The organism is Echinicola marina, from assembly GCF_020463795.1.
Lineage (GTDB): Bacteria > Bacteroidota > Bacteroidia > Cytophagales > Cyclobacteriaceae > Echinicola > Echinicola marina.
The window spans coordinates 3,733,425-3,757,837 of the sequence record NZ_CP080025.1 but is presented as its reverse complement, the minus strand read 5'-3'; the positions used below and the strand labels follow the sequence as shown (position 1 = coordinate 3,757,837).

Annotated in this window: 22 protein-coding genes; 4 read left to right on the top strand and 18 right to left on the bottom strand. The window is 38.0% G+C overall.

Annotation, left to right across the window (positions count from 1 at the left end):
- Positions 1-72 precede the first annotated feature (72 nt).
- The 8 genes from KZP23_RS15195 to KZP23_RS15160 form a co-directional block, all read right to left on the bottom strand.
- A complete protein-coding gene (locus tag KZP23_RS15195; protein ID WP_226332640.1) occupies positions 73-1,362 on the bottom strand; it encodes a DUF4861 domain-containing protein in 1,290 nt (429 codons plus the stop codon).
- 5 nt (positions 1,363-1,367) lie between these two features.
- Positions 1,368-3,146 (bottom strand): hypothetical protein, encoded by a 1,779-nt coding sequence (locus KZP23_RS15190; RefSeq protein WP_226332639.1) that lies wholly within the window; start codon positions 3,144-3,146, stop codon positions 1,368-1,370.
- Positions 3,147-3,252: 106 nt separating this feature from the next.
- A complete protein-coding gene (locus tag KZP23_RS15185; protein ID WP_226332638.1) occupies positions 3,253-4,854 on the bottom strand; it encodes a RagB/SusD family nutrient uptake outer membrane protein in 1,602 nt (533 codons plus the stop codon).
- Positions 4,855-4,866: 12 nt separating this feature from the next.
- On the bottom strand, positions 4,867-7,986 hold the full coding sequence (locus KZP23_RS15180) for a SusC/RagA family TonB-linked outer membrane protein (protein WP_226332637.1): 3,120 nt from the start codon (positions 7,984-7,986) through the stop codon (positions 4,867-4,869).
- Positions 7,987-8,435: 449 nt separating this feature from the next.
- The gene (locus KZP23_RS15175; protein WP_226332636.1) at positions 8,436-10,016 is read right to left on the bottom strand and encodes a solute:sodium symporter family transporter; all 1,581 of its coding nucleotides are present in this window, start codon (positions 10,014-10,016) and stop codon (positions 8,436-8,438) included.
- 281 nt (positions 10,017-10,297) lie between these two features.
- Positions 10,298-11,341 (bottom strand): LacI family DNA-binding transcriptional regulator, encoded by a 1,044-nt coding sequence (locus KZP23_RS15170; protein ID WP_226332635.1) that lies wholly within the window; start codon positions 11,339-11,341, stop codon positions 10,298-10,300.
- Between the two features lie 301 nt (positions 11,342-11,642).
- Positions 11,643-12,347, bottom strand: a complete 705-nt coding sequence (locus KZP23_RS15165) for a hypothetical protein (protein WP_226332634.1) — start codon at positions 12,345-12,347, stop codon at positions 11,643-11,645.
- 129 nt (positions 12,348-12,476) lie between these two features.
- Complete coding sequence (locus KZP23_RS15160; RefSeq protein ID WP_226332633.1) at positions 12,477-13,064, bottom strand: hypothetical protein; 588 nt, start codon at positions 13,062-13,064, stop codon at positions 12,477-12,479.
- A 492-nt stretch (positions 13,065-13,556) separates the two neighbouring features.
- Here KZP23_RS15160 and KZP23_RS15155 point away from each other — a divergent pair, with 492 nt between their 5' ends.
- A complete protein-coding gene (locus tag KZP23_RS15155; protein ID WP_226332632.1) occupies positions 13,557-13,736 on the top strand; it encodes a histone H1 in 180 nt (59 codons plus the stop codon).
- A 353-nt stretch (positions 13,737-14,089) separates the two neighbouring features.
- Here KZP23_RS15155 and KZP23_RS15150 read toward each other — a convergent pair whose 3' ends face one another.
- Both KZP23_RS15150 and KZP23_RS15145 read right to left on the bottom strand, forming a co-directional pair.
- On the bottom strand, positions 14,090-14,569 hold the full coding sequence (locus tag KZP23_RS15150) for a YbhB/YbcL family Raf kinase inhibitor-like protein (RefSeq protein WP_226332631.1): 480 nt from the start codon (positions 14,567-14,569) through the stop codon (positions 14,090-14,092).
- 431 nt (positions 14,570-15,000) lie between these two features.
- Positions 15,001-16,011: a hypothetical protein gene (locus KZP23_RS15145; RefSeq protein ID WP_226332630.1), complete on the bottom strand. Its 1,011-nt coding sequence runs from the start codon at positions 16,009-16,011 to the stop codon at positions 15,001-15,003.
- Positions 16,012-16,225: 214 nt separating this feature from the next.
- On the opposite strand from KZP23_RS15145, the gene KZP23_RS15140 reads away from it, so the two are divergent.
- On the top strand, positions 16,226-16,684 hold the full coding sequence (locus KZP23_RS15140; RefSeq protein WP_226332629.1) for a hypothetical protein: 459 nt from the start codon (positions 16,226-16,228) through the stop codon (positions 16,682-16,684).
- A 13-nt stretch (positions 16,685-16,697) separates the two neighbouring features.
- A complete protein-coding gene (locus KZP23_RS15135; RefSeq protein WP_226332628.1) occupies positions 16,698-17,159 on the top strand; it encodes a pyridoxamine 5'-phosphate oxidase family protein in 462 nt (153 codons plus the stop codon).
- Positions 17,160-17,178: 19 nt separating this feature from the next.
- Here KZP23_RS15135 and KZP23_RS15130 read toward each other — a convergent pair whose 3' ends face one another.
- From KZP23_RS15130 to KZP23_RS15095, 8 genes are all read right to left on the bottom strand, one after another.
- On the bottom strand, positions 17,179-18,243 hold the full coding sequence (locus tag KZP23_RS15130) for a response regulator (RefSeq protein ID WP_226332627.1): 1,065 nt from the start codon (positions 18,241-18,243) through the stop codon (positions 17,179-17,181).
- A 278-nt stretch (positions 18,244-18,521) separates the two neighbouring features.
- On the bottom strand, positions 18,522-18,749 hold the full coding sequence (locus KZP23_RS15125) for a BON domain-containing protein (protein ID WP_226332626.1): 228 nt from the start codon (positions 18,747-18,749) through the stop codon (positions 18,522-18,524).
- Positions 18,750-18,867: 118 nt separating this feature from the next.
- The gene (locus tag KZP23_RS15120) at positions 18,868-19,326 is read right to left on the bottom strand and encodes an Hsp20/alpha crystallin family protein (protein ID WP_226332625.1); all 459 of its coding nucleotides are present in this window, start codon (positions 19,324-19,326) and stop codon (positions 18,868-18,870) included.
- A gap of 79 nt (positions 19,327-19,405) precedes the next feature.
- Complete coding sequence (locus KZP23_RS15115) at positions 19,406-19,624, bottom strand: YgaP family membrane protein (protein WP_226332624.1); 219 nt, start codon at positions 19,622-19,624, stop codon at positions 19,406-19,408.
- 126 nt (positions 19,625-19,750) lie between these two features.
- Entirely contained in the window at positions 19,751-21,319 is a 1,569-nt protein-coding gene (locus KZP23_RS15110) for a sensor histidine kinase (protein WP_226332623.1), read from the bottom strand.
- Positions 21,320-21,449: 130 nt separating this feature from the next.
- Positions 21,450-22,307 carry a glycerophosphodiester phosphodiesterase family protein gene (locus tag KZP23_RS15105; RefSeq protein ID WP_226332622.1) on the bottom strand — a complete coding sequence of 286 codons (858 nt, stop codon included), beginning with the start codon at positions 22,305-22,307 and terminating at the stop codon, positions 21,450-21,452.
- Positions 22,308-22,314: 7 nt separating this feature from the next.
- Positions 22,315-22,533: a hypothetical protein gene (locus tag KZP23_RS15100; protein ID WP_226332621.1), complete on the bottom strand. Its 219-nt coding sequence runs from the start codon at positions 22,531-22,533 to the stop codon at positions 22,315-22,317.
- Positions 22,534-22,582: 49 nt separating this feature from the next.
- Positions 22,583-22,849 carry a hypothetical protein gene (locus tag KZP23_RS15095; RefSeq protein WP_226332620.1) on the bottom strand — a complete coding sequence of 89 codons (267 nt, stop codon included), beginning with the start codon at positions 22,847-22,849 and terminating at the stop codon, positions 22,583-22,585.
- A gap of 107 nt (positions 22,850-22,956) precedes the next feature.
- On the opposite strand from KZP23_RS15095, the gene KZP23_RS15090 reads away from it, so the two are divergent.
- Complete coding sequence (locus KZP23_RS15090) at positions 22,957-24,297, top strand: PhoPQ-activated pathogenicity-related family protein (RefSeq protein WP_226332619.1); 1,341 nt, start codon at positions 22,957-22,959, stop codon at positions 24,295-24,297.
- The last annotated feature ends 116 nt before the right edge of the window (positions 24,298-24,413 follow it).

Below are 24,413 nucleotides of genomic sequence, written 5' to 3'. Positions count from 1 at the left end.
GTTTTATTTTTTCTAATCTAAATGAATCAAGACAGGTGCCTTGAAGATGCAAGAGGACAAGACTAGATTTTCCTATTTTTGGACCTCTACCTTCACTTTTGCATCCAGTTGTTTTGCCAACCCTAAAATATATTCTTTAAAATAACCTTGCTCAGTAAACCCTGAATCTGATAATTCCCACGAGGCTACTGCATAATAACTAATCGGCTTATTGTTTTCGACCTTCATTCTCGCTAGGAATGTATCGGTGATTTGCCCAGTTGAAGGAGCTTCCATCCATCCCAAATAAACATTCTTAGGAAGTATCAGTCCCAAGCCCATATACCAGACTTTATCATAGGTCTGCTTATCATGGGTAAATAGCACCACAAAGTCTCCCACTTCTAAAATCCCCAATTCCTTATCTGTCTGGTTATTGACCAAGCCAATAATGGCCTCTTCATCACCTTGCAATCCTGTCATTGTGAAAGTATTCTTAAAAGCATACATTCCCGGCCAAATTTCTGTCTCCTCATGAACCTGATAATTCCGGTCAGTTCCTTCAGGTTTCCAGTCTTTGTAATCATAGTGCATGAGGGAAAAAAGCGGTCCACTTTCTTTTACACTAAAGGTGGTTTCAGATACATTATTGAGACTGTCCTGTTGGGTAACTCCCAGTCTGAGCAGATCTTCTCCTACCTTCAAAGAATATCCTCCCAAACCAAGGGATTTTTCAACAGATAAAATATCCCTGCCCCAATCTTCCATCACATGGTAATTATCCTCTGTTACTCCTTCTTCATTGATCCCTACATTAACCGGAGACATTTCTTTGATCTTTTTGCCAAAAACGTCCTTTGAGTTTCTTCCATCCAAATAATGTCTAAATCCTACTTTATCATTTTCCCATGAAGGGCCATCCGTTTGATAAGGTTGATATCCCATCACTCCGGGCAACATATCTGGGTAAAAGGTGTCTGTCTTTGCAGGTCTCACGGTATCGTTGACTGAGGGTCGAACACCAAATCGAACATAAGTACGCTGGTCTATTTCTGCTGGACTTTCTGCCCAATCAAGTCCTAATTGCTTCTTTTCTCCTGACTTAAGGTCAATTAAAAAAAATAGCTCATCCAAATTCCCATCTCCATCATTATCAATTAATTGGCTAGGGACAATTTGCCCCCGCTCATCGCTGAGCCTTGGAAATTGATTGGAAAGCCCCTCCTCACCCAATTCTTCCAAAGAAACTTTTATTGACTTCTCTGTCAAGTCAATATTTGATAGATTTTCTACTGATAATTGCCTAAGTTTTTCTTGATTTTGCTGACAAGAAAACAGCAAAGCGCCCATTCCGAAAAGTAATACTTGCTTAGTTTGATTCATAAATTTTATTCAAAGGTTAAAGTATGAGTAAATGGTGTTATGCCTGTAAGATACACATGATTTCCTTCAGTTCTTAAAGTTCCGAAATGTACACTGTACTTTTCACCATCCAAATTCCTAATTCTTTCATGCATTTTCACCCCAGGACCAAATGTGATTTTATCCCCACCATTTTCAAAACTTCCACTTCCATTGGGAAGAAAATAGTTTTCCCCATCTGCTGTTTTTTCTACTCCTTTTAATTGGCCATGCTCATCAAAACACAATTCGATCGTAACAGTTACTCCTTCTAGTCCCCCGACATCAAAATGAACATCCACTTTGCCAGCATTTTCCTCAATGGTCACCGTACTTTCTAATGTTTTCACATTGCTCACAGGTCTTTTATCAAAAGCCATTTTGCTCCAAAATCTGTCATTAGTACTTGGCGTATGTGCATAATCTCCTTCCTTATTCCTTTCTTCCTTGGGCAATGGTTGGTAATAAGGCACATCCAACTTTTTATGAAGGATATATTTATTACCTTCTTTTCTTAAACCTTCACTTCTAAAATGTCCCATACTGAAGAAATTGGCAGACATGCGCATATACCATAGTATGGCTTTTCCCTTTCTATAACTAAAAAAATTTGGGCTAACAGATCTCCCAGATGCAATGATCAGTGGCCAGTCTACCCCTCCAAAAATAGTGGCAGTGGTGTCTTCTCTGCGTATCCTTGCCAGGCTGCTGGTTTTGAAAAGCTTCTCAAAATTGGTGGGAACCGATTCTAACTGGGGTAGCTTTTCCTGAAGTAACTCATTATCCATAAAGCTGTAAAGCTCCTCCTCAATGATCAATTCCTCAAAGCCCGGAAAGCCCTCAATCATTTTAACAATCTTCGCAAACTTTCCGTCTTGGTCCAAAATCGCCAAATGCCGGTAATGAAGATACTGTACGATTATACTTCTATGGGAATATTGATCCTGTCTTCTCGAATCAGTGGTGACCAAATCTCCATTTGGTTCCATATAATAATAGGTCATTTCCAAGCTCTTTCTTGGTGCTTCATAAAGCTCGGGTCTATCCAAAATCCTTCCCAGGGTTAAAAAGGCACTATTCTCCACATCGGAATAATTCATGCTGCGTTCAGGATAATGCCCATCTTCATCCATATAAATCCCTTCGTCCAACCAGTCATCAATCCGGTCTATATACCTTTGGTCAGGATACAGCCTATGGATCATCGCCAAAACCTGACAAACTACCCATCTGTGGTTGGGCGTATGTATCCCTCCCACTACAAGCGCTTCACCAGCATCTTGAATAAATGTTTTAATTTTTGCTTTTACCTCATCCAGGGCTTTATCCTTCTTTTGATTTAAAATATATACCCCAGAACAAAGTGGCTTCATGATAAATCCTGTATCTGGCGGGGATTCCAAGTTTCCCGCATTGATGGTACCATCAGGCCTTTGACTTGCAATCAGTTTATCTGTAGTTTCCAACAATGCTGAGATAACATCCTTATCCTCATAGAACTTAGAATCCTTACAACAGTAAGCTGCTGAAAATTTGGCAAAATTATATCCATTGCTTCTTCCTCCATGACGGTTGGCTGCCTCTCCCTTTGTCAACAGCGCATGAACATGATCATCATTGGCTTTGATCATCTCATCCATTAATGCAGCACTATTTAAATTCCTTGCTTTGGAAAAGCCTGGAATACTCATGCCTGGCATGAAGTACAATGCAGTCCCAATTCCAAAAGATTGTTTCAAAAATGTTTTTCGGGTTATATTGTTCATTTTGCTTCTTTCTAAAATACGATGATTAAACTATAAAGATTGAATGTAAAATACGAAAGGAACTTTTTTCCAAAAGAAAAAAGTTCCTAGTTTATAAACCCCAATCTTAATTATATTCTTCGTTTTGCGAAATACTACCGCCACTAACATCTACTTCGCTTTGCGGAATAGGCCTTAAAAGGTGATATGGTTTGATGGCATTGTTTAATGCCGCATGGGGGTTATGGGCCAAAACCCTTTCGATCAGCGTCCCATTTCTTTTCAGTTCCATCCATCTACTGATTTCCCCTCCTAGTTCCTTTGCACTTTCGTCCATTATAAGGTCAATATCCACTTCATCAGTCTCAACCATTTCCTCCAAGCCTGCTCTTAATCTCAAAGCATTGATATGCTCTGCTGCCTTTGCGACATTTCCGCTCTGGAGGTAAGCCTCCGCGGCAATAATCCTAGTTTCTCCAGAACGCATGATCATTGCATCGCGCTCCCCATCAGGATTGATACCTGGATTGGTATAAGGCACACCTGGGTCATCAAATTTCTTAAACATAGGGTAATGCACTTGGGTAATACCATCTGGAACAAAATATAGTGAAGGATTAATGACAGTATAATCTTTACTGGCAATGACTGTTTCTGACCAAGCAGTTTTAGGAAAATAAATACTGGTATCACCAGCCTGTATTACACCATCAGGCCCATCCACTTCAGCAAGCATCAACCTTCTAATGGTAGCAGACTCTCTCTCATCTCCTTCTTCAAATAATGAGAAGTAGTAAGGTGTAGGTGCCGTTCCAAGCCCTCTGTGGTACAAGGTAGAACGGGTCTGTCCAGGATAGACATCATAACTGAATTTAAACAATAAGTGCCTGTTATTTCCTAATCCCCTTGACACAGGATTACTTCCATATAGCAAAGAGAAAATGACCTCTTCATTTCTCTGGTTTTCCTCATCCATCAACAAACTGAAGGTCTCTTCTAATGGATGGTTAGCAATCACCGTTTCAGCGATGGAAGCAGCCTCTGCAAAATCCTGCGAACCACCGAAACTTTTATATCCTTGGGTAAGCAATACCTTCGCTTTTAGGTGTCTCACAGCATCTTTAGTCACACGACCAAATTCATCGGTACTTTCATCCACTGCTCCAAGCGCTTCTTCAATATCCTGAAGGATTTGCAGATATACTTCCTGCTCTGAAGCTCGGGTAAAGTCTGATTGTGCACTTCTTATTTCATTCAAGACCAAAGGCACACCTCCAAAATTTTCTACCAAATGAAAATAAGAAAATGCCCTCAAAAACTTAGCTTCACCTATTCCCCTGTCTTTGGCAGATTGTGATAGTCCCTCTATTTCATCTGCTCGATCTATTGCTGTATTGGCCGCGGCAACAACAGCATAATAATTGGTCCAATAGGTTCTAACAGATCCATTGGCAGGTCTAAGGTTCACATAATCGTTCAATTCACTGATTCCGGAGATAATATCTCCTCTGGTAAACACATCTGTACCTTGGTGATCAAGGTCGTAGAAGGTGGTGGCCAATCTTAGCTTATCATATCCATTTGCCACTAATTGATTAAAAGAAGCAGGATCTTTAAATAACAATTCATCAGTAAGTGATTCCCTGTTTTCTTCATCTAAGAAGCTACTGCATGACTGTAAAGCTAATGTGAAACCAGCAAAAAGGGATAATATCTTATATCTATTCATGATTATCTCAGATTAAAATTTAACATTTAGACCTCCCATAAGGATTCTGGACATATAGGCTGATCCCCAACTATTTCGGGCAGCATTTTCCGGATCCCAGCCTTCATATTGGGTAAAAGTGAATGGATTTTGAGCGGTAAAGTATAACCTAAGACTACCGATTTTAAGTGCCTCCAAAACCGCATTATCAAAATTATAGCCCAAAGTGATATAGCCTACCTTTACAAAAGACACATCGTGATAGGTCAATGCCTCTGCAAAGGGGCCATTATTGCTTGGCTGATACCATTCATTTGAAGGATTGTCTGGGGTCCAATAATTAGTCTTAAGACTGTTAAACCTGGCAGGTGTAGCATCAAATCCACCAGAATGGGAAATATGGAAATAACTTGGCGAAATAGCTCCTTGACTCGTTCTTACAAAAAAAGTAAAGTCCCAGTTTTTGTAGTTGAAAGTATTGGAGATCCCCCCAGTCCAATCAGGCATATTTGCGCCAAGTACAGTTCTGTCATCGGCATCTATTTGACCGTCATTATTGATATCCTTTACTTTTACTTGGCCTGGCTGCTGCCCATAACTTTGCGCCTCCTCGGTTTCATCCAATTGCCAGATCCCATCAAATTTATAAGCATAAATAGAACCTACCGGCTCCCCTACCCTATGAATAAAGGAACCTGCCTGAACACCAAATAATATTTCATTCAAGTCACCGTATAATTTGGTCACCTCATTTTTATTCATGGCAAAGTTCAAGGAAGTAGTCCATTTAAAATCCTTTCCATCGAAATTCACTGAATTTAATCCCAGTTCAATTCCCTTATTGGTCGCCTCACCTACATTTTCAAACACTCCAGTGAAGCCTGTTACCGTCGGCGTAGGCCTAAAGAAGATAATACCAGTGTTTTTCCTGTTATAGATATCCAATGACCCGTAAAGCCTGTTATTGAAGAAACCGAAATCCAAGCCAAAGTTGATTTCTTTGGTCTTTTCCCAAGTCAAATTTTGGTTGGCTAAACTGCTCACAAAAGCTGTTTGAGTCACATTCCCTCCCAAATTAGTAAAACCATTGCCGATCAATGACTGGGACCCTAAAGGCCTAAGTCCTCCGCCAGCACCATTATTTCCAGTCTGCCCATAACTGATGCGTAATTTCAGTTCATCAAAAAGGTTTTGTTGTCCCATAAACCCTTCATCAATCACTCTCCAAGCAAAGGCGGCAGAAGGGAAGAATGCCCACTTATTGTCCTCTGCCAATATGGAAGATCCATCATACCTCCCTGTCAAGGTCAATAGGTATTTGTCCCTAAAGGCATAATTAATCCTACCAGTATATGATTCAAGCGTTTGTTTTGAAAAACCGCTTTCTACATTTCGGATATCGGAACCAGCATCAATATTATAAAACAGATAATCGTCCGTATTGAAATTTCTTCTTTGCATCCTGTAATTCTCATACCGGTCCATAAATAGGGAATAAACAAAGGTGGCATTGATGATGTGATCTTCACTGGCCTCCCATTTATAGTTCACAATATTGTCCCATGTATAAGAAATCCTATTGCCATTGGTCACATCCGCCCGTCTGTTTTCAATATTCCCACTAGTTGATTTGGCATATCTTCCCCGATATTCTCCGTAGCGGTTAAATTCTATATTTGGAGAGAAATTAGAGCTGATCTTAAGGTTTTTGACAGGGGTCACTGCCAAAGAAAGATTACTCAAATAATTTAAGGTCCTTGTTTCTCTGGTAATATTATCAGGTTCAAAAAGTGGATTGGTAATAAAGGTCTCGCCCTCCAATGGAAAAAACTGTGGGTCTCCATTTTCATCATATGGACTACCTGTAGGGCGAAGTCGATAAGCACTTCTTAGACCTTCACGGCTTCCCTCATTTCTGATGGAAAATGAAGCATAATTACTCATGCTTAAACTCACATAATCAGATAATTTACTACTTAAATTACCTCGAATCGTATATCGCTCATAATCTTCCCCTTCAAAGGTCCCTTCATCTTGTGTATAAGCCACACCAATCCCATAAACCGTTTTGCTGTTACCGCCATTTAAACTGAGTGTATGGTTTTGCTGCATCCCGTTGTGCTTGACCAAATCTATCCAGTTTACATAATCATTATTGGCAATGTTTTCCAGTTCATTGGGGCGCATATAATCAGCCAAATCCACATCATCCCTAGACACATCAAAATTTCCTGATGCATAGAAATTTCCAACTACGGCATCCTTGAAATATTCCACAAACTCTTCTCCCTGAAGCATATCTGGAATATTATAAGCTTGTTTTACCCCTATATAGTTGTCATACTGAACGGTCATTTTACCTTCACTACCCTTCTTAGTTTCGATGATTACCACGCCATTACTACCTCTAGAACCGTAGATAGCTGTGGCGGAAGCATCTTTCAGTACATCCATTCTTTCTATATCCGCTGGGTTCAAAAAGGATATATCATTCACAAATATTCCATCCACGACAAATAAAGGGTTTTGACCAGGGTTAAAACCTCCTTGCTCCACTGTTTCATTGGCGTTAATGGTATTGGAACCTCTTATCCGCACATTGAAACCTCCTCCAGGCTTATTATCAGCTGCCTGAATATTGACACCGGCCACTTGGCCTTGCATGGCCTGAAAGGCATTCACCTTATTGGTTTCCTTAATGGATTCACTTCCCATAGAAACAACGGAGCCGGTCAAATCTTTCTTTTTGGTTTCACCGTAACCCACTACAACTACCTCATCCAATTGGGCTACATCTGGTTCTAAAGTGATATTAATCTGGGATTGATTATTGATGGCTACCGACTTGGTGATATAGCCAACAAAGGAAAATGAAAGCTCAGAAGTAGAAGCATCTGGGACACTAATGGAATAGTTACCATCTAAATCCGTTACAGTACCATTAGCAGTACCCTTTACCAATACCGTTACGCCAGGGATCGGTTGTTCATCCTCTCCAGAAATTACTTTGCCGGTGATATTGCTCTGTGCGAAACTGAATTTTGCACAAATGACGAATAAAATCATCATTGTGACTTTCTTCAAATGACCTATCATCATTCCCTTTAGGGACTTATTTAGCCATTTGGTTTTTTGGAGTGAAAATTGGTTCATAAAATGTTATTTTGGATTGAAACAGATAATTTCCCTATGCGATTCACATAGCAGGAAAAACAAACTTTAAACTACTTTAATAGTAATTATTAATATTTGATTCTGCATTTGAAATATTAACAATATTGTTATTCTGTAAATAAAAAGTGTTAAATCGACGTTTACAAAAATATTTGCGCAAACGTTTGCACGGATTAGAAAAAGAAATTTTTAGGGATTTTTAAACAATTATATATGGTCAAAAAACTCATCCGAAAATAAAGTAGCGACTTTCGTAAGACCCAAAAAAGCACTAATTATAGCTATGACCCAACCAACAACCTTAAACCTGAACAATCGAAAGATACACTAATGAAAAACAAAAAAAATCTCACAAAACAACTTGAAAAAGTCAAAAAATAAGAGAACGAAAAAAGGCATAAAATACCCCTTTCTTTACCAAATAGAATCTAGACATTTCCCAACCATATATATATGGTCAAGGTAATGATCACCAAACTAATGGACACGATCCCAGCATACTTCCATTTGTAAAAATTTCCCCCTTCACGATCTTCCGTCACTTCTTTTACCGCCTTGGGCCAGAAATAGGAAATCAAGAACATAATTCCCATGTTCAATAGAAATTCAATTCCCCAAACATGTACAAAGTGAATATTAATATCCAATATAAAAGTCGCTAACACATAAAAGATCAAGCCTGTCACCAAGGCCACCTTGGCAGCAGTTGCAGTAATATTTTTGGTAAAAAACCCTGCAATCATAATCGAAGCAATAGGAATGAAGAATATTCCGTTCAGTTGTTGTAGTAACTGAAATAAACCTTCTGGAGCATTGGCTACCATAGGAGCAGCAACTATAGAAGTCACTGCTAAAAAAGTAGCGGACAGTTTACCTGCAAGCACCAATTTATGTGGACTGGCAGAAGGTTTGATAAGCCGCTTATATATGTCAATGCTGAATATCGTTGATGCGCTGTTCAGTACACTATTGAATGTACTTAACACTGCTCCCATAATTACTGCCGCAAAAACTCCAGTTAAGCCTACTGGCAAAACCTTTTTGACCAATTCAGGATATACCATATCCTGGCTATCAAAATACTGGTTTCCAAAATAGTAATAAGCTATGACACCCGGTAAAACAATTATAAAAGGAACCAGGAGCTTCAGAGCACCTGTGTACAATAGTCCTTTTTGTGCTTCCTTCAGGTTTTTTGCCCCCAAAGCTCGCTGTATGATAGTTTGATTCATACACCAGAAATACAGCTGATTGATGATCAATCCCGTGAATAATGTACTAAACGGCAAAACAGAATCCTTTGCTCCAATGACATTGAACTTCTCCGGGCTATTTTCAAACACTTTTGCCATTCCACTAAAGGGGTTTCCATCACCTATCATAAATAATGCAATCAAAGGCACCAGCAATCCTGCAATCAGCAAACCATAGCCATTAATGGTATCAGACACTGCCACAGCCTTTAAACCACCAAAAATCGCATAAATAGAACCAATTCCTCCCACAACCAATACGGTATACCAAAGTCCTGTTTCCCTGCTTACTCCCAATACTTCGGACACATTAAATAGACTTTCTAAATTAATAGCTCCTGTATAAAGTACAATGGGCAACAAAGTCACAGCAAAAGAAACCAATAAGAATAGAGCCACCATTGAGCGTGTACCTGCATCATACCGGGACTCCAAATATTGAGGAATAGTGGTCAAGCCCATTTTCAGGTATTTAGGCACAAAATAAACTGCAGCAACGATAAGTGCCAATGCAGAAGTAACTTCCCAAGCAATGATCACAAAACCATTTCTATAAGAAGAGCCATTCATTCCTACCAAATGTTCGGTGGAAATATTGGTCATAATCATAGAACCAGCTATGACCACTCCCGTGAGGCTTCTTCCACCTAGAAAATAGCCATCTTCCGTATCCAAATTTTCTTTTCTGGTCTTGCGCCAAGCATAAAATGCCACAAAAAGTGTAAAGGCAACAAATGATAAAACAGAAGTCAACATGAGGCAAACAGGTTTATTTTGGGTGTATTGCTCGGCCTAAAATGACAAAGCAATGATCAATATTTGTCCATCACAAAGGAGGAATTGGTTCAATCAAGAAACCAATGAGATACTTTGAAATAGACTCCAAACACTTATGTATCCCAATAATCAATTAATTTGACCTGAAATAAAAGTGTTACACAATTTATCATTACGCAAAGGTTTGCACAAAATTAATTTTACTAGATTAGTTTAAAAAACCATATTTTCTTTGCTCTTGCACTTTTATCTGCAACTATCTATAGCCTATAAAAATCTGGCAAGGGTTTAGATGATTCCCTTATGACCAATTCGGGCTTTAATATTTCATAACGGTAATCATTATCCTCCACCTCCTTATCCAACTGGTTCATCAATATTTTTGAGGAAAGCATTCCTAGATCATAAACCGGTTGCCATACGGAACTGAGTGAAGGATGAAAATATTTGCTATAGGGCTCATCATCAAAACCAACAATGGAAATGTCCTCAGGTATTCGAAGTCCACGCTCAAAAATCGCTGACATGGCCCCAATGGCCACTGCATCATTAATCGCAAAGATAGCATCGGGAGGATTGGGCAAATCCAAAAGTGCTTTGGCTGCTTCCTCTCCAAATTCCGAGGTAAATCCCCCCACAGTTTGGATAAGCTCTTCCTCAATATCCAAATTATTCCTCTCCAAGGCTTTTAAATAACCTGCTTTTCTATGTTGACTCGTGGTCAAGCTCTCTGGACCAGCAATGTGTGCAAGCCGTCTACAACCTGTTTTTACCAAATAATCCACCGCCTGATAAGCCCCATCAAAATCATCCACCAAAACCTTATCTGCTTCAAAATTGGGACAATCCCTATCAAAAACCACTATGGGAATACCCGAAGCACGTAGCTTTTCCAGATGTCCGTAACTCATTGTTTTGGAAGATGGAGAAATCAAAAAACCATCTACCCTGCCCAAGGAAAGTGTTTCTATCAGTTTTTCCTCTTCTTCAAAAGATTCATTGGATTGGCTAATGATCAATTTATAACCCGCCTCATCCACCATATCCTGTACGCCGTTGATCACCATGGCAAAAAAATAGCTTGTTATTTCTGGCACAATCACCCCTATGGTTTTGGTTTTCTTTTTCAAAAGACTCAAAGCCAACATATTCGGTTGATAATTGAGTTCTCTGGCCAATGACAGCACCTTGTTTTTTGTTTCTAAACTTATGGAAGGATTATCATGCAGGGCCCTTGAAACGGTAGAAGCGGAAATATTTAGGGCTTTGGCAATATCGGTAATGGTGCTGGGTCTCTTTTTCATGCTCACAAGCAATTTAGGAATAAATTCCAATTCCAAAGGATGCATAAATCATTTATTTCTGTGAATTACAGCTGCTGTATTGGGGAATATATTTACAAATGGTACCATAAAACTCCCCAGTTTTTTCCTGTTAAATAAGAAAACAGGTAGGTGCGGATCAAGAAAAAAATCCTAAAAGACATAATAAACAGTCTTGTCATTCATCCCATTGAGACAAAAAAAAGAGCCAGTACAAACTGGCTCCTCCGTGATAAATCTACATCAAAAAATACTTGGTGATTAACTAAAAGCACTACTATAATTAATTTTTAAATTCTCCGTCCTTTAAGAATAGCGCTGATTCTATATTGGCCATAAAGCTAGCATATGTTTCATCATTGCCATCTTCACCATAAGGACCAATTTCGATGGTTCCATCGCCATCACCATCTGAAATGATACTTGGATCTACTCCTTCAAAGAATTTGTCTAGATAAAGTCCAAATACGACTTCTTGGGCACCATCTACTTCTATACCTTGTGGATATAAAATCTTAAAGGTCTCTTCCAAATCGATATACATGGTAGCAGGTGTATCAAACCAATCCCCCTTAACTAGTACCGATTTCCCATACATTTCGTCATCTTCAGGTACATTCATGGCTTTCACTAGATCAAAATCAAGTTTACCATAGATACCATTAGCAGCACTCACACTTCCCAGAGGACTTACCATAACCTCCCCGTCTTCAACTAACTTGATGATTTTTTGTCCATTACTGTTCACATGGACAATAGTTGGTTTTTTACTGTCTTCGCTAGTTGCTCTCAGGTTAAGAAGTACTCTATCCACTGACATGGTAATGTCTGAAATGACCAAATTACCATAACCTAAACTAGTCATTCTAGCATTAGGATCTGAACTGTTGGCCACGGTGGCTGATACAGTCACCTGGCTCTCTTGTGTGTCAGGCATTTCATCATTTTGTGAACATGATGCCACAAATGTGGTGATTGAAAATGCCATCAATAGATGTTTAAAAGTGTTTTTACGCCTCATAGTTGTAAATTTTAGTTGATTTATATAAAACTTGGTTGAACTATTACAATATTGATACCTGATTTTTTCAGGGTTTATTCTTGGACCATTGATTCACTATTTTTTCCATTTAACATCTTCAAACTTTCCCTCGGTCACACTGATACGGAGTCCTTTCTCATCATCTAATGCTTCAAAGGAAAAAATACCTGAAAATGTTTGTGCTTCGTGATCCACTGCTGTTATTTCCAAGGTAATCTCCTTGGTATGGTTGGAACCGGCTTTATAGATACTTTCATCACTCTGAACAGAAGGACGCTCTTCCACTGCTCCCATGGCTCCTACAAAATTCCCAGGACTGCTTTCTAATTCTTCCCATGAATCATAAACATTACCTGCTTGTAATTCTTCAATAGATGATCCACCTATCTTAAATCCCACAGCCTTGGCACCACCATTATCCTGTAATTCAGCGCCATAAACTGTCAAAAGAAAATATTGTTCCTTTTCTATAAGCTCTCCTTTCACTAAATCAAGCATGGATTCATTGTTATCAGCGGCAAAATCTGCTCCATCTAGCTTGCAGGTGATTTTCTCCTCTTTATTATTGATAATATCAATATCAAATTCAGGTATACAGCTTGTTGTACCCAACAAATAAAACACGAATAAACCCGCTGAAAATATGCTATTTCTTCTCATCATTATAAAAATTAATGTTTAAGCCATCTTGTCTAATTCTATTTTCACATTGTAGATTAAAACCACAGTTTATTCTACAGATGACAATCTATACATTACTTTCAATGACACTTTAGGCCCTTATACCTATGATAAAGCCTATTAATAAGTATCTTTATTCCTATCGTTTCATATACCATGCCATCGAGAAATAATAGAATTGAAAAAATGGTTACGAAATAAATAAAGATCGATAAACTGCCCTTAGTCTTTTGCCAATGACCAGGCTATAAAAAAAACTATCATGTGAAATTTTGATTTCTTCTTTATCTTGAGCTAATTAAATGGAGAAATAAAAATTGATATAATCATCGAAATACAGATGATATTTTTCCTGTGAATTATAATATTTAACACATTCACTTGTAGTTATTAAAAAATTTTACCTGAGATTATTTATAAATTGAAATACTTTTTAAATATATTGGAATTTTAAAACCAAAAATATCAACAAAAATGAGCAGATTTTCAGAAGCAAAAGAACTAGTAGAAGCTTTAGAAGCAGATTTCACGAAATTTTATGAGCAAGGTAACAAAGCCGCAGGAACCAGAATCAGAAAAGGAATGCAAGACCTCAAAAACCTAGCTCAAGATGTTAGGAATGAAGTAAGTGCCATTAAAAACGGTGAAAAATAATTATTGCTGAAAAGAGGCTGTCCCAGCATTTATCATTTTGGTCATAGAAGGAGTCTAATACTGCTCTTTATTGAAAGACAATTAATTGGTAGTATCTCCCATTAGATATGGAGACTAAGCTTTGAACCTGATCATCCTGTTAAATCATATATCCAGCACGGACTTATGAGACAGCCTCTTATATCTGTTAAGCAAAGTATTGCAAAACATATCTGGGCTTTTTTCTTTTCACAACTATTACTTTTAAATTAATATTCGTATCCGTAATGGTGCACGGAACCATACAATTTAGGTCATAGTTCTTGGTTCTTTTATTCAGCTATTTCATCCTGATTTTGGAACAAACACGTTATTTATCCGGCAATTTTTACCAAATTAAACTGCTTAGATCTTTTATAATAGCCTATCAGTTCCCCATAGCCTACAATATGATATCTAATGCCTTCTTCTACGTCCAGACGTGAAACATTTTCGTGGTAGAAATATAAAAAATCATCCAAAGCATAAACCCTAAACAAGTATTTATGTAGACCATGATCCGGACAAGGTCCTGTATAACATTTTTGGTTGAAATCATTCAGGCCATATAAACAGTTTTGCTCATTTTCATTTATCATTCCCGTGGCGGGAATATTATAGGCCAGCCAATGAACAGAGCCTGCTGCGGACATTTCTTTGTCTTCCATAATCACCGCTATGGATTTGGTCTTTTTGGGTAAATTGCCTGTCTTCAAGGGAGGGTTGATATTCTTTCCATCACAAGTATAGATGCCAGGAATTCTTTGATCATTCAAAATTTTTGAACATGAAATATTTAGGGCGTGTCTTTTCATGGTTAGCAGGGTTTATAATGGTCAATATGAAATAAAGGTACGCGCTTAAAAAATGTTTTAATATGATGAATATCATGTAATTAACACTTTCTAATTTATACTATTATTTTATATATTCAAATGCTCCCCATGCGTCTTTTATTCCTTTATCGATTTACCTAAAAGCAAAAGACAGAAAATATTTATATAAGTTTACCGAGGTCTTTATTTTATCAATAAATCTCCAAAATACATTATCTGATTATCCGCAATGATGCCAGTAACCTTAAATCCTTTGCTTAAGTGGTCGGGAGTTTGAAGACTGAAGACCGAAGCAGTTGATATTTTAACTAAAACCAACATTTCGATTCGCTTTTAACCTTTACTGGTGCAATTGCGGATATACATAATACATTAATAAAAATGATCAACTTCATTACAACTAAAATCCATTAATCCCCAATATCAGAACTGATCTGTGCCCTATAATGGCGCATTAGATTCCAATATCTCAATAATAAGCCTTCCTCAACCAAGCAGGATGACCTCGATATAAGCTGCTTTGCCCTAAGTCCATGAATTTTGGCCCTAATATTCGCTCTCAAGCATTTATAATAAACAAAAAGCAAATGGTCGTTTACTCCCCGTATCACTGGGGTATGCCTACTGTACGCATCCAAAAAACAATCGGATAAGTCTTCTCTTCCTACTGCTTCCAAATCCATACAAACGAACGCTATTTCGTACAAAACATCAATTTGCCTGAACACATCATTATATTCTATACAATCAAAAATAATAGGCTCATGCTCCAGAAACACATTTCCTAAATGCAAATCACCATGAACATCCCTATAAAAACCATCTTTAATCCTTCCTTGAATATGTCTGGAATGTTGGCGGAGAAAGTGTCCACTCCAATTAGAAAAATCATAAATTTCTTTTTCTGAAATCATGGTATTTGGAATCAGTTCCTCTATATCATCAAAAGTACCCATAGCTTTCTCCAGATCAAATGGTCGTTTGATAATTTGGGCAGTTTGGTGAAACTGGGCGATCCTATCTGCCAATTGCATGATTTGACCGGCATTTAAGTCCTCTTTCATAAGTAAACAATCCATTTTCCTACTTTCATCCAAACGGATCATTTTCACCGCATAATCGACCAACAGGCCCTTTTCTTCTCCTAAAAACCATTTTCCATTATCAAAATACACAGGACATAAGCCCAAATAAATATCCGAATACCGACTATTAAGCTTAATTTCTTTTTGGGCATTTTCTTTTCGTTTATCCAAACTACTGTAATCCAAAAATGAAAGTTTTAGCGGTTTCTTAATCTTAAATGCATAACCATCAGACAAAATCACCCAAGAAATATGGGTTTCTACCAATTCCCCCTCCAGAGGTTTTCCATGAAATTTCCCCTCCTTTGACAATAATAATATTTGATCTTCACTCATATTTCCTTTTTAAAAATTTTCTCGTTTATGTCCCATTCCCTTCCCTGATTCATACATCCCATTCTTATATACCAAATCACTTGAATATCACTGAAGAGCACCTATTATTCCATCATTTGGCTATATCAATTCAAGTGATAACAATCATATTATCCCCATGATAGCCAACATCTTAATTTAAAGAAATTATGGGTATTATCGTCTTATGGAAACGATGGAATATAAAATCCAACTTAAAAAGGAATTGCTGGAAGAATGTAGAAAAAAACAGCAATCCTTGATCGATGATTTTCAGTTTCGGTTACATGAACTCAAAGGAATCAGGGACTTGGATGATGAAGATATCAATAGTGGCAATAGAAGAGCCTTTGATCAATCAGAATATAATTCCCTTTTTCAAGCTTTGGACTTTGCTGAAGCAGAAATGGGAATATTATCTTATCTATCGTCTAAAGATGAAAAGCTATGCGAAGCAATTGAACTTGGTTCGGTAGTGGTCACAAATTTGGCTACATTTTTTGTGTCCGTAAGCATAGAACAATTTTCATCAAATGACATAGATTATCTCGGTATCTCTACACATAGCCCTTTATTCATCGCTATGCGAGGCTTAAAACCCGGAGACCAATTCCAATACGAAGGAAAGGAATACCGCATCAATGATGTATTTTAAAATTGAATGAATCATGATAGGAACATTAACAAACGACCAAATCAGTCATGTACTGTATGGACAGAATATAGGCCGAATTGCCTGTCAAAATCAGGGTAAAATATATATGGTCCCCATTTCTTATGCCTTCGATAAAGGCTATATCTATGGACACTCCAAATTGGGTAAGAAAATTAAAATGATGCGAGAGGAACCGAGAGTATGTTTCCAGGTAGATTCCATCGACAATATGACCAATTGGAGAAGTGTGATCATCTGGGGAGAATATGAAGAGCTATCAGATGAAGGCAGTTATCAGTACGGTATTAAACTCCTCGAAGATAAACTTGCCCCATTTATACCGAGCACTGCAGTTCAATCTCTCCCTGAAAAAGAACATAGCCAACCCGAAATTATGGAAAAAAGTACCCGGCCCATCGTTTTTAGAATTAGAATACTAGAACAAACTGGCAAATATGAAAAACACATCCATTAATGCACCTAATAAGGGATCATTATTGATATTGTATACGGATCAACTTTTCTCGATCCAACATTGCCAATCCCTCTACCCTTATATCTATTAACTTTTCATCCTTAAAATCCGCCAAAGTACGATTGAGGGTTTCAGTAGTCGTCCCTACAATATTGGCAATGTCCTTTCTGGCAATCTTAATGATATATTCGCCTCGATTTCCAGCAGTCTCCTGACTGAGCAGCAGCAGCACACTGGCGACCCTCTGCCTTACAGAATGATAGGCGATTTCCAATAACCGTTTCTCTAGTTCATCTATTCTGCCTGAAAGTAATTTGAAAAACCTTTGGGCTGTCTCCTTGTGGCCATATACCATTGTCAAAAAATCTTCCTTGGAGATAACGTCCAATTCCAGCTCTTCTAGTGCCTCCGCATTTTCCACATAGCTTCCGTTTTCCAGTAATGCCACATATCCCAAAAAATCTCCTGGTCGATGAAAACCGGTTATTAGCTCCTTGCCAAAGGAATTTATTTTGAATGTCTTCACACAACCTTTTCGGATCTGGAAAAGCACATTGGGATGCTGACCTTCCATATATATCAGGTCTTTCTTCCTGAACTTCCTACTTTGTAGTTTTACTGATAAATCCTCTAAATTTAGGTTTACTTCTTTCGAAGTTCCTGCTATTATTTGCTCATCCTTACCTTCCTCTTCTGGGGATAACGAAGCATCTCTCTTTTTCAATCTCATTTCGACCACCTTCAAAAGGTCCAAACCTTCAAAAGGCTTGGTGATATAATCATCTGCCCCTAGGTTCATCCCTTCCCTAAAATCTTTTTTGTCCGCCTTGGCCGTGAGAAAGATAAAAGGTATATCAGCCGTTTTGGGGTCGTGCGATAAAATATGCAACACACTGTACCCATCCAATTCTGGCATCATAATATCACATAAAATCAAATCAGGTGGGGACTTTTGGGCCATCTCCACTCCTGATTTCCCATCCTTTGCCACCTCTACCTGATATTGGGCAAATTGCAAGATACTTGAAATATTTTCAGCCATCTCCATATGGTCTTCTATCAAAAGAATTTTGTGATTCATCATGCTTGTTTTTTGACTTCAAAACAATTTAAGCAGGATTTGATGAACAAATCATGACTTTGGTCAGGTATTGGCTGATGATTCTGGGTTCTTATTCGATTGAATTCCTTGGACTTACCTAATATAATTTAAGCAATCACGGCAAATTAAGCAAGACACAAATAATTCACAGTAAAAGTCGTATGCCTCAAAAAATAAAAATCACATATATTAATCCATAATTACAGCTGGGAAGATTACAAACTAACCTAAAAAATCATTTCCCCACTGTAAAGTCTATATTAATCTGACTGAGGAATGACTTTTACCTCAAGATCATTCACTATAGATTCTATACCTGGAATACTTCTGACCGAATCTTCGATATTGTCCCTATCCATCCATGATTGCACATAGCCTTTTAGGAATAAATTTCCCTCATTGATCTCAATATGCACATAGTTTGGCTCTGCCAAATTGAGGGTGCCCAGCATTTGAGCGACTTGCCTCTTGGTTACTGCATTTTCCATTTTCAAATTATATAACTGATGATACAAATCATGTTTTCTAGCAGTATCAATAAAAAAAGGACCAGTCAATACCTTAATCTTGGAACTGATCCTTTTTCCATTGTTACCAGATTATCACTTATTTAACTTCTATCTTATGAACTGGTTTTGCTGGAGTTTCTTTTACTTTTGGAATGGTGATTTTCAAAACACCCTTATTGTATTTTGCCTCAATTTTTCCTTCATCTATATTTTCAGGCAATGCAAACGACCTGGAAAAAGAATTAAAGGAATATTCCTTTCTGGAAAATTCTTCTTCTTTTACATCCTTTTCCTCTTCCCTTTCTGCGCTGATACATAATGAACCATTTTCTATTTCGATATTGAAGTCTTTTTGCTCCAATCCCGGTGCTGCCAGGTCAATCCTGTATTCTTTTGGTCCCTCTGTGATATTGGCAGTGGGCATATTGATGCCTAATCGGGATGGCATCAAACTGGTATCAAAGTCAAACAGGTCCCTATTGAACCAAGATAAGGGCTGTAATAGGTCGGAGAAAACCGAATGACTTCCATTGTTTTTCTTCAGTGCATGTAACATGACTACCTCCTTGTTTTAATAATTTAATTGTTAAATGATTTTAAGTGTACCTGACAAGTGATTTTTTTATTTTAAAACTTCACCTGCTTTCTGTTTTCCCTCTTGCGCAGCTAGAAATACCCAAAACTGAATAAAGGGGACAGTATCCAAATGCTCCGGTAAATAATAATATACCTCCAAGGATAATCAGTATGGTGCTCCAAAAGCCAATAACAAAACCTCCTGATGCCAGTATGATAAGTACAATAGCTATGGACATCCTGATTCCTCTATCTAATATTCCCATGTTAGATTTCATGATTTTTTTATTGAAGATAGCGCATAATCCACTTTAAGTCAGTGATCAACAACACGGTCAATTGATGATTTTAATCAAAGGGAATGATATGAAAAGTGATCACATTGCTTGTCTTAAAAAATTGGTTCATGTATAATCATGTTGCTCATGTTGCAATGGAACCTGAACTTTGAAGACCGTGCCCTCATCCAGTTTACTCTCGACCTGTATTCGCCCTTTCAATATTTCCACATACCTTTTGACTATACTAAGTCCCAGACCGGTCCCTTCTATATTGGTGGCATTTTTAGCCCTAAAAAACCTGTTGAACAAATGTTTCATGTCCTCCTCGGGAATCCCAATCCCTGAATCTTTTACTTCCAGTTCTAAGTAATTATCCCTACAATATACTTTCAATTCCACCTTACCGTTTTTGTCAGAAAATTTGATCGCATTGGACAGCAAATTAGTGATGATATGCCTTAAACTCTGTTGATCGACTTGCAGTAGAGATTCTAAATCTTTATAATCTACCATAATTTCCTGTCCTTTTTTCTTAATGTTTTCAACGTCCTCCAATACGCCATCGACAAACTCTCTGACATTGGTGTCGCTTAAATGAGGGACAATACGCCCCTCATCCAACTTGCTCAAGGAGAAAAAATCATTGAGAATAGCAGTCATGTTATTGACCGATCTCCTTATCCTTTGTAAGTGGATTCCCTTATCATCTGGATTTCCTTCCTTTACAAAATTTTCCAATAAAAACACAGATGAAAGTATGGTACTTAGAGGGGTACGAAACTCATGGGAAGCCATGGTCATGAACCGGGATTTTAACTCACCCAATTCGCGTTCTTTCTCCAAGGACTTTATTAGTTCCACCTCCATCTTTTTAAATTCCTCATTATTTCCCTCTAAAACCCTCAAAGCATCTTCCAAATCAGCAGTCCTTTCCCTAACCTTTGATTCAAGCACAGCATTTATTTTTTGCAACTGTGTTTCTGCTTGTTTCCTTGCCGTAATGTCTATGATAAAAGCAATTACCTTAGTCCTGTTGTTTTCTCTGAAATAGCCCAAGCTTACCTCCACAGGGAAAGCTACCCCTTCTTTGTCTAGGCCAAAAAGCTCCAAGCCTTCCCCCATTGGTCGATTCTTTGGCGATTTTAAATATTTCCTTCGGGCATATATATGACTTTGGGAATATTTGCCCGGGATCAGAACCTCCACCGGTTTACCCAGCAATGCGGCCTCATCATATTTGAATAATTTCAAGCAATGTTTATTGGCCATTTCTATTTCGCCTGCTTCATTTACCATAAGAATAGCCTCTGAAACATTTTCAAACATAGCAAACAGTCTTTTTCGCTCTTGCTGTATGTTTTGGATTTTCTTTTTGTAATTAAAGTGAAAATAGAGAACCATAAATATCAATATGATCCATGTAAATGCAGGATAAAGGGCGACAGCTTCTAAACCATTTTCCTCATACATCCACAGGTAAGCGATAAAAATCACTGCGCTTGAACTAAGGGCATAAATACCAAAATGACGCTTCTTAGGCGGTATCCATACAGGATAAAGCAGCATCAAAAAGAAAAATGCATACCAAGGTTGCTCAGTTTTTCCAAAAAAGACAATAGCAAGTAGTATCAGTAAATTGAGCATAAGCCCAACTAAAATATGTTGATACCATCTTTTCTTTTCTTTAAACATTTCTTTCCTCTGTGCTGCACAAAAATATAATCAGTTCATATTTTGCACATTAGCCAAAGGAATTTAGCAAAATATATTGAGTAATATATTTTTATATGGGCTAAGAAACAGCTTAATTCGAAAAACAGGACTAATATGCTGCTAAACTGGAAGCTTTTGAATTGATGCCCACCCAAAAGGCGGGCAGATCTGTCTGGACGATATTGGCACCTTTGCTGATCCATGCTGCTGCTTTTTCCTTATCTTTGGATTTATCCAATTCCTGGTCCAAGTCCCCAAGAGAATTGATCCAGATTCTCAGCTGGTATTTATCGGCCATTGTTATGGTCTTGGTACTATAAAAACTGGGATCTATATGAATAACGCTTGGCTTGAACTTTTTGGCCAGTTTCTTGATATCTCCCGCTTTATATGCTCTTGGCATCAATATAGCTTCGGGAATGGATGCTTGTATGGCTGCCAATATTTCCCAATCTGAATCAAAAAATATCAAATCCTCTTCCATCTCCAGTTCTTTGACCACCTCTAATACTGCATCAACCTGATCTGTTTTCATATCCATATCCACCATTATATTACCTTTACAGACCAGCAAGGCCTCTCTCAGAGTAGGGATTTTGGCAGAACTTGGTGTCCCATCAAATTTAAGGTTAAGACTTTTCAGATAATCCCAATTCAACAATTCCACATCTCCAGTTCCTGTGGTAGTCCTGTCCACTGTTTGGTCATGCATGATCAAAGGCATGCCATCTTTGCTTACCCTTATATCAAGTTCTACAATATCTACACCCAAGCGGATAGCTTCCTGAATAGCTCCCAAACTGTTTTCTGGATGGTACCGATGTGCAGCCCTATGCGCTGCCACCATCAATTCATCTGACTTATGAAAACGCTCCTTAATTGCCTCTACTTGGGCCTGACTGGAACATACGATCAAAAACGCAAAAAAAGATAGCGCGAGTCCTCTTAAATTTCTAAGATTGAGCATAACAAAATTATTTTATCACTAGAATTCTTTCCGTTGTTCTTGGTATATGATCGACCAATTTTTTTCTTACAGAGGATTCTTTCACCAAATCAAAAGCATCGAATAGTTCCCCTGTAACTGTAAAAGCTTTAAACGCTAGTTTATCATCACTTACTTCCTCCCAATGAAAAAGTGGGGTGTCATAAGCTCTCCTCTCCATCCAAGGATCATCGCCTATATCGTACATTTATGGTCCACTTACTGAAACCACATACATGGGCCCATCTCCTAAAATTTCATTGCCCCATCATAAAACACCCGCCACGGGCATAGGCATGACCTTGTAATACCAAATCTACATTAAATTCTTCAATAATTGGACGTATAAAGTCCTGCATATCATCATTATTATAATCTGGTTTTACATCGGGCAGCATACGGGCATTATCCTCATGGACCAAACTGCCTTCGTAAAATGTTTCTTGTTGATCAAAAGCAAAAAGTTCACTTTCGCAGCTCATCATCAAAAAAAGACCGAATATTAACAAAATATAATATTTCATAACGGTTTTTTTATGTTATTCAAAAGACTATTACCTATATTTATTGAAGATTTTTTCGATTCACCAAAATATAATTTAAATGGACTATTGGATCATGTTAACAGATAATGAAAATGCTTAAACCTGCTTTCAAATTAACTTTTGTCATTCTTTTCTTATTTTCCATCAAGGCAAAGGCTCAATACCCTGACCAGGCCATTGATAAATACCTCAACAAAGCCACCCCGGAATTCTATGCGGAATGTATCGAAAAAATTGATTTAAAAAACCACACTCAGTATGAATTAACACTTACTTCACAAAGGTGGATGGATTACACTTGGAAACATCGTTTGGTTATCCTTGCCCCTTCAAACATCAATTATGATAAATCCCTGTTATACATTGGTGGCGGAAATCTAGAAGATGGAGAACCCGTAAAAAGTGACCGGGAAAATCAAACCATAGAAAAACTAGAAAAAATAGCCCATAAAAATGCATGTGTGGTAGCTGCTGTTTTTCAGGTTCCTAACCAACCCCTCTTTGACGGAAGAATCGAAGATGAAATCATCTCCCTTACCTTACATCAGTTTCAAGAAACCGGAAATGAAGAATGGCCACTATTATTCCCCATGGTAAAATCAGTCCAAAAAGCCATGGATGTGGTCTCAAAATTCTCCCAATATCAACTGGGGGTTGAAATAAATGATTTTGTCCTCACAGGCCTATCCAAAAGAGGCTGGACGACCTGGCTCACAGGAGTAAAAGACAAAAGGGTCAGTGGGATAGCTCCTATGGTAATTGATGTACTGAATATGGCCAAGAGCTTGCAATACCAAATTGAAATGTGGCAAAATTACAGCCCAGAAATCCAGGACTATGTGGATTTGGGCATCCCTCAACAATCCAATACCCCCGCTGGACAGTCCATCACCAATATGGTTGACCCATTTGCTTACAAACAATTCCTGACCATGCCCAAAATGGTCTTTATGGGCACCAATGATCCTTACTGGCCCATCGATGCAGCAAAAAATTATTGGGATGAGATACCTGGGGACAATAGATTGATCTATATCCCCAATGTAGAACATGGTTTGGGGAACGGTCAGACCGCTTTCCAAAATTTAAGCGCATTCCTTGAATATCAATGCACCGGGGCAATTTTACCTCAACCGGCCTTATCTGTAGAAAAATCAAAAGAGAACGAAATCATCTTAATAAATATAGCTGGAAATAAAAAAGCAGACTATATCGAATTTTGGGAAGCTTCCTCTCTGGAAGATATGGATTTTCGAGAAGAGGTATGGAAATCCAGAAGAATAAAAAATGACCAGATGATCGTTCCTTTACCAAAAACAGGCCAAAAAGCATTTTACCTTGCTTATCATTATACAAGTCCTGAAGGGAAAAGCTATTACCTATCTAGTCAGGTCATCCGCTGTGACCAAAACGGTATTATCCCTTGAGCCAGGTCTTTGTTTCCGGCCACGTATAAAAGAGGTTGTTATAAAAAATCATAGCAAGAAATTGCGGAGGAGCTGTCAATTTCCAAAAACACGGTTAAAGACCAAATCATGAAAGA

Bases quoted from the DNA above. Each gene is read 5' to 3' on its own strand.
- KZP23_RS15195 (WP_226332640.1), bottom strand. From the start codon at position 1,362: ATGAATCAAACTAAGCAAGTATTACTTTTCGGAATGGGCGCTTTGCTG.
- KZP23_RS15190 (WP_226332639.1), bottom strand. From the start codon at position 3,146: ATGAACAATATAACCCGAAAAACATTTTTGAAACAATCTTTTGGAATT.
- KZP23_RS15185 (WP_226332638.1), bottom strand. From the start codon at position 4,854: ATGAATAGATATAAGATATTATCCCTTTTTGCTGGTTTCACATTAGCT.
- KZP23_RS15180 (WP_226332637.1), bottom strand. From the start codon at position 7,986: ATGAACCAATTTTCACTCCAAAAAACCAAATGGCTAAATAAGTCCCTA.
- KZP23_RS15175 (WP_226332636.1), bottom strand. From the start codon at position 10,016: ATGTTGACTTCTGTTTTATCATTTGTTGCCTTTACACTTTTTGTGGCA.
- KZP23_RS15170 (WP_226332635.1), bottom strand. From the start codon at position 11,341: ATGAAAAAGAGACCCAGCACCATTACCGATATTGCCAAAGCCCTAAAT.
- KZP23_RS15165 (WP_226332634.1), bottom strand. From the start codon at position 12,347: ATGGCATTTTCAATCACCACATTTGTGGCATCATGTTCACAAAATGAT.
- KZP23_RS15160 (WP_226332633.1), bottom strand. From the start codon at position 13,064: ATGATGAGAAGAAATAGCATATTTTCAGCGGGTTTATTCGTGTTTTAT.
- KZP23_RS15155 (WP_226332632.1), top strand. From the start codon at position 13,557: ATGAGCAGATTTTCAGAAGCAAAAGAACTAGTAGAAGCTTTAGAAGCA.
- KZP23_RS15150 (WP_226332631.1), bottom strand. From the start codon at position 14,569: ATGAAAAGACACGCCCTAAATATTTCATGTTCAAAAATTTTGAATGAT.
- KZP23_RS15145 (WP_226332630.1), bottom strand. From the start codon at position 16,011: ATGAGTGAAGATCAAATATTATTATTGTCAAAGGAGGGGAAATTTCAT.
- KZP23_RS15140 (WP_226332629.1), top strand. From the start codon at position 16,226: ATGGAATATAAAATCCAACTTAAAAAGGAATTGCTGGAAGAATGTAGA.
- KZP23_RS15135 (WP_226332628.1), top strand. From the start codon at position 16,698: ATGATAGGAACATTAACAAACGACCAAATCAGTCATGTACTGTATGGA.
- KZP23_RS15130 (WP_226332627.1), bottom strand. From the start codon at position 18,243: ATGATGAATCACAAAATTCTTTTGATAGAAGACCATATGGAGATGGCT.
- KZP23_RS15125 (WP_226332626.1), bottom strand. From the start codon at position 18,749: ATGGAAAATGCAGTAACCAAGAGGCAAGTCGCTCAAATGCTGGGCACC.
- KZP23_RS15120 (WP_226332625.1), bottom strand. From the start codon at position 19,326: ATGTTACATGCACTGAAGAAAAACAATGGAAGTCATTCGGTTTTCTCC.
- KZP23_RS15115 (WP_226332624.1), bottom strand. From the start codon at position 19,624: ATGAAATCTAACATGGGAATATTAGATAGAGGAATCAGGATGTCCATA.
- KZP23_RS15110 (WP_226332623.1), bottom strand. From the start codon at position 21,319: ATGTTTAAAGAAAAGAAAAGATGGTATCAACATATTTTAGTTGGGCTT.
- KZP23_RS15105 (WP_226332622.1), bottom strand. From the start codon at position 22,307: ATGCTCAATCTTAGAAATTTAAGAGGACTCGCGCTATCTTTTTTTGCG.
- KZP23_RS15100 (WP_226332621.1), bottom strand. From the start codon at position 22,533: ATGTACGATATAGGCGATGATCCTTGGATGGAGAGGAGAGCTTATGAC.
- KZP23_RS15095 (WP_226332620.1), bottom strand. From the start codon at position 22,849: ATGAAATATTATATTTTGTTAATATTCGGTCTTTTTTTGATGATGAGC.
- KZP23_RS15090 (WP_226332619.1), top strand. From the start codon at position 22,957: ATGAAAATGCTTAAACCTGCTTTCAAATTAACTTTTGTCATTCTTTTC.